The following is a 9,930-nucleotide window of genomic DNA, read 5'->3' as shown; positions in this document are numbered from 1 at the left end:
GTGCCGAACCGGTCGAGCAGCGCCCCGCCCGGCAGCTGGGCCAGCGCATAGGTCCAGGAGAACGCCGACAGCACCAGCCCCATCACCGCCGGACCGATGTCCAGGTCCTTCGACATCAAAGGCGCCGCCACGCTCAGCAGCGTCCGGTCCAGGTAGTTGATCATCGTCGCCGTCGCGATCAACGCCAGCACTCCGTACCGGCCCTTCGTCGCACGCATGGGCGCAACGCCCGAACTGCTGGTCATCCGCACTCCTCCCTGCCCCGGGGTTTTCCGGGGTCTCATCTGCGCCCGCGAGGAGCGCTGTGTTGTCCGGCCGCAGGAACATTCGCTCCCGGCCGTCTTGACGCGGCCCACCGCCGACAATAGGCATGCAACTACGTAACCGTGTGGTACATCACGCAATGACAGGCGCCAACCCGCGTTGTCGCACGAACCGGTGGAGCGCACCTGTCAGGAGGGAATCCAGCCGGGGCTGCAAGGCCCGCATGCCGACCGACGCGAAAGCGGCCAGGTCTCAGCTATCTAAGGAAGGTCGCCCGGTCATGGGCGCAACCAAGGCGTCTAGCGTATGTCCAAGCCTCTGAATTCCGCGCGCAATCTGATCGACGGCCAATGGTCGGCGGAGGGCGAAGCCTTTCTCGTCACCGACAAGTTCTCCGGCGAAACGATCGGCCAGGGCTGGAGCGCCACCGCCGTCCAAGTCGACGCCGCGGTAGCGGCCGCGCGGCGTTCCTTCCTCGAACAGCCGCTCGATCCCAACGCCCGCTACACCATCCTGATGAAGGTCGCCGACCTGCTGGGTCGGCATCGCGACGCGCTGGCCGCCTCGATCATCGGCGAGAGCGGCATTCCCTGGAAGGACGCCTTCAACGAGGTCGGCCGGGCCATGGAGACCTTCCGCGTCTCCGCCGAGGAGGCCAAGCGCCTGACGGGCGAGATCGTGCCGATCGACGGCGCGCCCGACCAAGCCAATCGCATGGCCTATACGATCCGCGTCCCGCGGGGCGTGGTCGGGGCCATCACCTCCTTCAACTCGCCGCTGAACATGGTGGCCCACAAGGTCGCTCCCGCCCTGGCGGCCGGCAACACGGTCGTCTTCAAGCCGCCGCAGGCGACGCCGTTCTCAGCGACGCGCCTGTTCGAACTGATGCTGGAGGCCGGTCTGCCGCCGGCCCACGCCAACCTGCTGCAGGGCGCGGGTTCGACGGTCGGCCAGATGATGATCGAGCATCCCGGCTTCGACTTTTTCACCTTCACCGGCTCGACCCCGGTGGGGAAGAAAATCCGCGAGGCGCGCGGCCTCGGCCATGTGGCGCTGGAGCTCGGCTCGATCTCGGCCACCATCGTCTGCGCCGACGCCGACTTCAAAAAAGCCGCCGTGCGGGTCGCCCAATCCGGCTTCCGCCGCATGGGCCAGATGTGCACCTCGACACAACGCCTCTATGTCGAGCGCTCGGCGCTGGAGGCCTTCCTGCCGATGCTGACCGATCAGGCCCAGGCCCTGAGGATCGGCGATCCTTGGGACAAGACGACCGACGTCGGGCCGATGATCAGCGAAAAGGAAGCCGCGCGGGCGGAAGCCTGGGTGGCCGAGGCCGTGGCCCAGGGCGCCAAGGTCGTGCTCGGCGGCGAGCGGCGGGGCGCGATCCTGCCGCCGACCATCCTTTCCGAGGTCACGCCCCAGATGCGGGTGATGTGCGACGAGATCTTCGCCCCCGTGCTGTCGGTGATCCCGTTCGACAGCTTCGACGAGGCGGTGGAGGCCGTGAACGCCGTGCCCTTCGGGCTGGCGGCCGGCTTGTTCACCAGCAACCTGAACCGGGCCATCGAAGGCTCGAAACGCCTCCACGTGGGCGTCGTGCACATCAATGAACCGTCCTCGAGCCGCGTCGATCTGATGCCGTTCGGCGGCGTGAAGGACAGCGGCGTCGGGGTCGAAGGCCCCCGTTACGCCATGCGTGAAATGACCGAAGAACGTCTCGTGACGATCTCGCTCTGAAGGACTTGCCCATGAACATGCCCATCGTCACGAAAGCGGTCACCGGCGCCATCTTCATGGCCCAGTGCCTGAAGGCCGAAGGGGTCGAGAAGGTGTTCGGCCAGTGCGGCCACACCAACTACGCCCTGATCGACGCCTGCCAGCAGCTCGGCATCGAGTACATTTCGTTCCGCCACGAGCAGCAGGCGGTGCACGCCGCCGACGCCTACTATCGGGTCTCGCGCAAGCTGGCAGTGATCAATGTCCACCTGTCGCCCGGCCTGACCAACACCGTCACCGGCGTCGCCTCGGCGGCGATGGACGGCACCCCGATGCTGGTGATCACCGGCAACACCCCCAGCTATCACCACCCCCGCGAGGCGCACCAGGCGATGCGCCTGCACGCCGACGCCTCGCAGGGCGACATTTTCCGCCCGATCTGCAAACGCGTCTGGCGCGTCGACGACGCCAAGTTCCTGCCGGAGGTCATGCACCGGGCCCTGAACATCTGCCAGACCGGCCGCCCCGGCGCCGTGCTGCTCGACATCCCGATGGACGTCTTCTCGCAGCACCTCGAGGCCCTGCCCGAGACGGTCTCGCGCCGGCCCAACTATCCGCGCTCGGTCGCCGACGCCGCCGGCCTGGAGGAAGCCGCCGCCCTGCTCGCGGCCGCCAAGGCTCCGGCGATCTACGCCGGCAACGGCGTGGCCCTGTCGGGCGCCTTCGCCGAACTCAAGGACCTGTCCGACACCCTGCAGGCCCCGGTGGCGACCACCCTGGTCGGCAAGGGCGTGTTCCCCGAAAATCTGCCGCTTTCGGTCGGCACCACCGGCATCTGGGGCGCGCGCTGCGCCAACGACACCACCCGCAACGCCGATGTGATCATCGCCGTCGGCACCGCCTTCGGCGAGGCCGATTGCTCGTCCTGGCGGCCGGAGCACACCTTCGACTTTTCCAAGACCAAGCTGATCCAGATCGACATCGATCCGCAGGAGCTGGGCAAGAGCTATCCGGTCGACATCGGCCTCGTGGGCGACGCCAAGGCCACCCTCGCCGCCCTGGTCGCGGCCCTGGGCGACAGCCCCCGCCCCGCCGCCGTGGTCGAGGCCCAGGCCCAGCAGATCGCCGCGCGCAAGGCCGCCTGGCGCGAGGAGCTGAAGGAAACCCAGGACAACGACGGCACGCCGATCCACCCGGCGCGCCTGCTGAAGGACCTCTCCCGCCTCGCTCCCGACGACGCGATCTTCGTCACCGACGTGGGCTGGAACAAGAACGGCGCCGGCCAGCAGCTGGAAATTCCCGGCCGCTACGGCTTCATCACCAGCGGCGGCATGGCGACCATGGGCTTCTCCCCCGGCGCGGCTGTCGGCGCGGCCATGGGCGCGCCGGATCGCAAGGTGCTGGGCCTCGTCGGCGACGGCGGCCTGATGTCGGTGCTCGGCGCCCTGACCACGGCCGTGGAGCTGAAGATCCCGGTGCTGTGGGTGGTGTTCAACAATTACTGCTACTCGACGATCCGCATCGTCGGCTCGACCTACTTCAACAACACCTACGGCACGATGTTCGAGACGCCGGACGGCGAGGCCTACAATCCGGACTTCCAGAAGGTCGCCGAGGCGTTCGGCATCAAGTCGGCCAAGATCGAGAATCCGGACGACCTGGAAGCCGGGATCAAGGACGCGCTGGACAAGAACGAGCCCTTCCTGCTGGAAGTGATCACCCGCGGCGACCTGCCGATGCCGCGCACGGGCTACTGGGACATCGCCGACTTCCTGGCGCACGGGAATGACTGACGACACCAAGGCGACGCTGCATCATCGCGCGTGGGAGGCCGACGCAGCAGGGCCGCTGAACGGCGTGCGCGTGCTCGACCTGTCGCGCCTGTTCGCCGGCAATGTGCTGAGCCAGCAGCTCGGCGATTTCGGCGCCGACGTCATCAAGGTCGAACCCCCGACCGGCGACACCCTGCGCGACTGGCGCAGCGCCGGGATCTCGGCCCACTGGAAGGTCTATTCGCGCAACAAGCGCAGCCTGGCGCTCGACCTGCGCAGCCCGGAGTCGAAGGACATCCTGTTCAAGCTGGCCGCGACCGCCTCGGTGTTCATGGAGAGCTTTCGCCCGGGCGTGCTGGAGAAGATGGGGCTGGCCCCCGATGTGCTGCTGGCCGCCAACCCCAAGCTGATCATCGTCCGCATCTCCGGCTGGGGGCAGGACGGCCCCTATCACCGCCGCCCCGGCTTCGGCACGGTGATCGAGGGCATGTCGGGCTTCGCCGCGATCAACGGCTTCGAGGACCGCGAGCCGGTGCTGCCGCCGATGTACCTCGCCGACGGCGTCGCCGGCCTCTACGGGGCCTCGGCGGTGCTGATCGCCCTGCGCGCGGCCGAGGCCGAGGGCGGCAAGGGTCAGGTGATCGACCTGCCGCTCTACGATCCCTTGCTGGCGATCATGGGTCCGCAGGCGGCCCAGTACCGCCTCACCGGCAAGCTGAAGCCGCGCACCGGCAGCCGCTCGACCAACTCGGCCCCGCGCAACGCCTACCGCTGCAGCGACGACAAGTATGTCGGCCTCTCCGGCTCGACCCAGACCATGGCCGAGCGCGTGCTTGGCGCCATCGGCCGGCCGGAGCTGATCGACGATCCGCGTTTCAGGACCAACAGCGACCGCCTGAAGAACGTCGAGGCGCTCGACGCCATCGTCGCCGAGTTCTTCGCGCGCTATACCCAGGCGGAAGCCGTGGCGCTGATGGAGAAAGCCGAGGTGACCGTGGGCCCGATCTACGACGCCTCGCAGATCCTCGAGGATCCGCACGTGATCGACCGCGAAATCCTCGCCGACTACGAGGATCCCGAGGTCGGCGCCTTCCCCATGCACCATGTCGTGCCGCGCCTGGAGGCGACTCCCGGTTCGATCCGCGCCCCCGCCCCGACGCTCGGCCAGGACAACCGCGCCATCCTCGGCGAGATCGGCGTCGATGAGGCGACCTACGCCGACTGGCTGAACCGCGGCGTGGCGGTGGAAGGCGGCAAATGAGCCGTCCCGTCTGGCGCTCCCTGCTCTATGTGCCGACACACATCGAGAAGTTCGTCGCCTCGGCCCATACCCGAGGCGCCGACGCCGTCATCCTCGATCTGGAAGACGCCGTGCCGCCGGCCGAAAAGGCGACCGCGCGGGGCTTGGTCGCCCAGGCGGCCGCCCGCGTCGGACGGGCCGGCGCCGATGTATTGGTGCGCATCAACGGCGCGCCGGAACTGGCCGAGGCCGATATCGACGCCGCAGTCGGCCCGGCGGTCGCCGCCCTCTATCTGCCCAAGGTTGAAAGTGCGGTCGAAGTCCGTCGCCTCGCAGACCGCATCGCCGCCGCCGAAGCCCGCGCCGGCCTTACCGAGGGCCATACTCGCCTCGTGGTGTTGATCGAGTCGGCGCGCGGTTGGCTGCGCATGGACGAGATCGCCGGCGCCAGTTCGCGCCTCGTCGCCCTGAGCCTCGGCACGGAAGACTTCTGCGCCGACGTCGGCATGGAACCCTCGGAAGAAACGCTGATGGGACCGAAGCAGCAACTGATCATCACCGCCAAGGCTCACGGCCTGATGGCCTTCGGCATTGTCGGCGTGAACACCAACTTCGCGGACCGAGAGGCCTATCTCGCCATGGCCCGCCGCTCGCGGGCCTTCGGCTACGACGGCTCCAGCGCCATTCATCCGACCCAGGTCGCGCTGCTCAACGACGCCTTCTCGCCGACAGCGGATGAAGTCGCTTACGCTCGGCAGATCGTCGACGGCGCGCTGGAGGCAGAAGCTCAGGGCAAGGGCGCCTTCGCCATCGACGGCAAGATGATCGACGCCCCCATCGTCGCCCGCGCCCAGGCCCTGCTCGATCGCGCCGCGGCCATCGCCGCCCGCAACTAGGCCGCCTCGCCTTCCAGATGGGCCCTGGCCCGCGCCAGGCATTCGGCGGCGAAAGCCTCGTAGCCGAGCCGCTTCACCCGCTCGGCGTGGATGACCTCGATGGACAGCGGGCGGCCGGGCAGACGCTCGACGATCTGCCGGATCGGCGAAGCCCCCTCCCCCACATGCAGCCGTTCACCGCGGGCGACGCGCTTCATTTCCTCGAGGCTGGGGCGCGGCCCCGGCGGCCCATCGTCCAGTTGCAGATAGTCGTAGCGGTTGGGCGGGACCTGCCCCATCTCGTCGAAAGAGGTTTCCGAACGCAGGAAATGCAGGGTGTCGATCAGCACGCCGGCGTTGCCGCGCCCGCAGTCCCGCACCAAGGTCCAGGCCGCGCCCAGGGTCGCCACGGCGGTGAAGGTGACGAACTCCAACTGCACTCGCATGCCGAGGGGCCGGGCCATGTCGCACAGCCGGCCGAACTGGTCCTGCACGAAGGCGGGTGAGCCGTCGCCCCAGACATTGCACAGCACATGCTGCGCCCCGAGCGCCGCGCCACGCTCCAGGGCCGCGGCGTAACCGGCCACATCCCGATCCGGCGCGATGATCGCGTCCTCGATATCCAGCAGGCGCACGCCGGTGGCGCGCAGGGCGTCCCGCGTCTGGCGAAACAGTCCGGGGTCGTCCTCAAGCACCCAGCGCGGCTCTCCGGGCAGGCCTAGCGGCATGGTCCTGAGACCCACGCAGGCGTAGCCGCACCGCGCGGCGATCTCCACCGCCTGCGGCGGAGCGCAACCGAGCACGGTCAAATGGGCCAGGGAATAGACGGGCATCGCGCCGTTCGCCTGTCGAACAGGTCGGCGGGGCCGTGAAGGCCCCGCCGTCTCCGACTACTTCACCACCTTCACCGTCGCCGTGCCCCGAAGCTTCTTCTGCACGCCGGCCGAGAAGAAGTTGGCGGTGACGACCAACGGCTGGGCGTCGCCGGCGACGATGTTGTTGTCGATATCGCCCTTGTTGAAGCTGGCGGTCAGCTTGCCGCCGGCCAGGGTCGCGCGGGTCGCCTTGAATGGCAGCTTGCTCAGCGGCGCGACGATGGTCACCGGGGTGTCCTTATCCAGGGTCCAGCCCGCCGGCACGGTCATGGTCGCGGTGACCTGTCCGGTGACGCCGGTGTGGAAGCCGGTGGCCGAGCGCAGGTCGACCGAGCCGCCGGCGATGCTCACCGCGGCGTCCTGCGGGGCCAGGGTGACGATCACCTTGCCGGTCGGACGGGGGTCGGTGCAGTCGTTGTAATAGTACTCGCCCTCGCGATCGAAGGTGTACTTGCCCGACTGGCCCGGCTGCAGGCGGAAGTTGAACTTCCCTTCGAAGAACTGCGTCGCGCAGTGCTCCTTCTGGTTGCCGCCGCCGGCGCCGATCTGGGCGTCGCCGGGGTTGGTGAAGGTAACCTCGGTCCCCACCGGCACCGTCAGGCGCGACGGCAGCATCGAGGCGGTGGCGGTACTGTCGCGCACGGGGCCGGGATTGGTTGGCGGCGTTGGCAGACCAGGGAAACGGCGTGGCGACGCCGTCTTCTGGTAGGCCAGATAGATCGTGTTCGGCGGCAGCCAGTCGCCGGGCGTGTTGTCGACCGGGCGGCGCAGGTTGACCAGCGCGGGCGGATCGGGCGCCTCGGTGCTGCCCGAGACCACCACCGGAGCCGAGCGCGGACCGCTGGTGAACGGCGCCTTGCCGCCTACCTTGAAGGCCCAGATCATGTCGCCCTTGGTGATTTCGCCGTAGGGCTGCGAGCCGCCCATGGCGGCCATGGCGATGTACTGCTCGCCGTCCACCTCATAGGCGATGGCGCCCGAAGCGCTGGTCGCCCCGGTCTGGAAGCGCCAGATCTCCGCGCCGGTCGCCGCATCCATGGCGATCAGATAGCCGTCGGGCTTGGAGAAGAAGAGCAGGCCGCTGCCGGTCACCAGCATGCTGTTGCCGTGGGCGATGTCGTCGCCCGGCCCCATGTCGCGGCGCCATTTGACGAGATTGGTCGAAGCGTCGATCGCCGCCAGACCGCCGGTCTGATAGACGCCCGGCGCCCGCAGGCCGTTGCCGCCCTGGAACAGATCGCGCGCGTGCGCCCCGACGTTGGTCGAATAGGCCACGTAGTAGAGGTTGGTCTTGGGCGAATAGGCGTAGTTCGACCAGTCGGCGCCGCCGTTCTGGCTCGGCGTCGACAGCACCGGCCCCTGCCAATGCGGATCGTTCAGGCAACCCTTACGCTCGGGTCCGCTCAGGAACGGCTTGTCGGCTTCCAGATAGTTGCCGGGACGCAGCACCAGCTTCAGCTGGCCCGGATGGGCCGGGTCGGGCTCGGCCTGATAGCCGTTGTAGTTCGGCGGCGCGCGGTTGTGGTCGCCCGGAATGGCCGATCCGAGGTTCTGGTAGGATAGGCAGTCGGGCAGCCACGGCGGCTGCTTCGGATAGGGCTGGGTCGGCGAGCTGAGCTGACGGGAGTCGGTCGGCACGGGCCGTTCCTCGACGCCGAGCAGCGGCTTGCCATTGGTGCGGTCGAGGATGAACGTCCGCCCCTGCTTGGAGCCGTAGTAGATCGCCTTCTTTCGCTGACCGCCGATGGTCACGTCGGCGAGCAGCGGGGCGTGGACGTTGTCCATGTCCCAGGTGTCGTGGTGCACCGACTGGAAGTGCCATTTGTAGGCGCCGGTGGTGGCGTCGAGCGCGACCACCGAGTTGCCGAACAGGTTGTCGCCGGGCCGCTCCGATCCGTCCTGCGAATTGGCGCAGGTCCGCACGTTGCCATAGGTCCAGTAGACGAGGTTCAGCTCGGGATCGATCGCCGGGTGAATCCACGGCGCCGTGCCGGAATTCTTGTAGCATTCGTTCGGCGTGTCGTTCGGCGCGTTCTTGCTCGTCCAGGTGTCGCCCGCGTCGAAGGTCTTGCCGTTGACGTCGGTGAACATCGTGCCGTGCGGGTAGGCCCCGTAGAACGACCACATCAGCTTGCCGTCGCTCGAGCGCACGGCGTAGCCGGCGCTGCGTGGGCTGTCGTTGGTGCCGACGTAGACCATGCCGTTGTAGTAGATGGTCGCCACCTTGGCGGTGGTGCCCAGGGTCTCGCCGTTGTTGGTCGGCTGAACGGCCCAGACTTCCTTGCCGGTCTCCTTGTCGAGGGCGACCACGCGGTTGCCGCCGGCCAGGGTGAACACCTTGCCGTCGCCGACCGAAACGCCTCGGCGGGTGCCGACCGGCGCATAGCCGTTGGCGGCCTGCGAGGGCTGCCACTTCCACTTCACCGCCCCCGTGGCGCCGTTCACCGCCATCACCCCACCGGTGGGGGTGTCGAAGTAGAGCACGCCGTCGACCGCGATCGGCGTCGTCTGCTGGCCGCCGTCGGTATTGCCCGGCCCCGCCACCGGGGTCGTCACCGGCTCGGCCGAGGCGTGCAGCACCCAGGCCGGGCCCAGGGACTTGATGTTGGCCTTACTGACCTGGCTCAGCGCGGAATAGGACTGGTTGCCGTAGTTGCCGCCGTTCTTCGGCCAGTCGACGCCGGTCGGAATGCAGCAGTTCTTGTCGAGGCTCTGAGCCGCGACGATCGCCGTCGGCGAAACCATGGCCGCCGCCCCTGCGGCGAACAGCGACGAAATGACGAGTTTCATCTTCATCGGAATCCAGGTCGCTCCCTAAAGCTGACGTCGACGTTCCCTCAGGGGTCATCGATCTATTCGTGTACCGTGCGGTACATCACCGTAGAGCCCGACGCGCCGCCGCTGTCAAGCGGCGCACGACGCTCATGCGGCGTGCAGGAGCGCGGTCGACGGCGGGTCTGGGTGGCGTTGAAGTGAGCGCGTGGAGGCCATGGACGGCGGCGTACGCGCGGCTAGTCATCGCCGACGCGCTTCACCTCGCCTAGCAGGAAAATGTAGGAGCAGGCGCCGATGAGGGCCATGACGCCGATGAAGGCGAGGCCGCCGAAGAACGAGCCGGTGGCGGCGACGACGAAGCCGATGACGATGGGGGTGATGATGCCCGCCAGGTTGGTGCAGAAGTTGAACAG

The 9,930-nt window shown here is 68.3% G+C and carries 7 protein-coding genes; 4 read left to right on the top strand and 3 right to left on the bottom strand.

Annotated elements, in window-relative coordinates; all coding sequences use genetic code 11:
• On the bottom strand, positions 1 to 245 hold a 245-nt coding region (locus ACFLIT_RS17805; RefSeq protein WP_479912610.1), incomplete at its 3' end, for an MFS transporter.
• A 325-nt stretch (positions 246 to 570) separates the two neighbouring features.
• Between ACFLIT_RS17805 and ACFLIT_RS17800 the strand changes: the two genes are divergently transcribed.
• Genes ACFLIT_RS17800 through ACFLIT_RS17785 form a run of 4 tightly spaced genes read left to right on the top strand, consistent with a single transcriptional unit; the run spans position 571 to position 5,888 of the window.
• Positions 571 to 2,001, top strand: coding sequence for an aldehyde dehydrogenase family protein (locus tag ACFLIT_RS17800; RefSeq protein WP_479912609.1), 1,431 nt, complete (start codon positions 571 to 573; stop codon positions 1,999 to 2,001).
• 11 nt (positions 2,002 to 2,012) lie between these two features.
• Complete coding sequence (locus ACFLIT_RS17795; RefSeq protein ID WP_479912608.1) at positions 2,013 to 3,773, top strand: thiamine pyrophosphate-binding protein; 1,761 nt, start codon at positions 2,013 to 2,015, stop codon at positions 3,771 to 3,773.
• Complete coding sequence (locus ACFLIT_RS17790; RefSeq protein ID WP_479912607.1) at positions 3,766 to 5,013, top strand: CaiB/BaiF CoA transferase family protein; 1,248 nt, start codon at positions 3,766 to 3,768, stop codon at positions 5,011 to 5,013. Before ACFLIT_RS17795 ends, ACFLIT_RS17790 begins: the two co-directional genes overlap by 8 nt.
• Complete coding sequence (locus ACFLIT_RS17785; RefSeq protein ID WP_479912606.1) at positions 5,010 to 5,888, top strand: HpcH/HpaI aldolase/citrate lyase family protein; 879 nt, start codon at positions 5,010 to 5,012, stop codon at positions 5,886 to 5,888. Before ACFLIT_RS17790 ends, ACFLIT_RS17785 begins: the two co-directional genes overlap by 4 nt.
• Here the strand turns inward: ACFLIT_RS17785 and ACFLIT_RS17780 are convergent.
• Positions 5,885 to 6,700 (bottom strand): sugar phosphate isomerase/epimerase family protein, encoded by an 816-nt coding sequence (locus ACFLIT_RS17780; RefSeq protein ID WP_479912605.1) that lies wholly within the window; start codon positions 6,698 to 6,700, stop codon positions 5,885 to 5,887. The genes ACFLIT_RS17785 and ACFLIT_RS17780 overlap by 4 nt on opposite strands.
• 57 nt (positions 6,701 to 6,757) lie before the next feature.
• A complete protein-coding gene (locus tag ACFLIT_RS17775; RefSeq protein WP_479912604.1) occupies positions 6,758 to 9,532 on the bottom strand; it encodes an outer membrane protein assembly factor BamB family protein in 2,775 nt (924 codons plus the stop codon).
• Between the last annotated feature and the right edge of the window lie 398 nt (positions 9,533 to 9,930).

This window comes from Caulobacter sp. HJHS_5, assembly GCF_056683955.1.
This window is presented reverse-complemented; position numbering and strand designations above follow the sequence as displayed.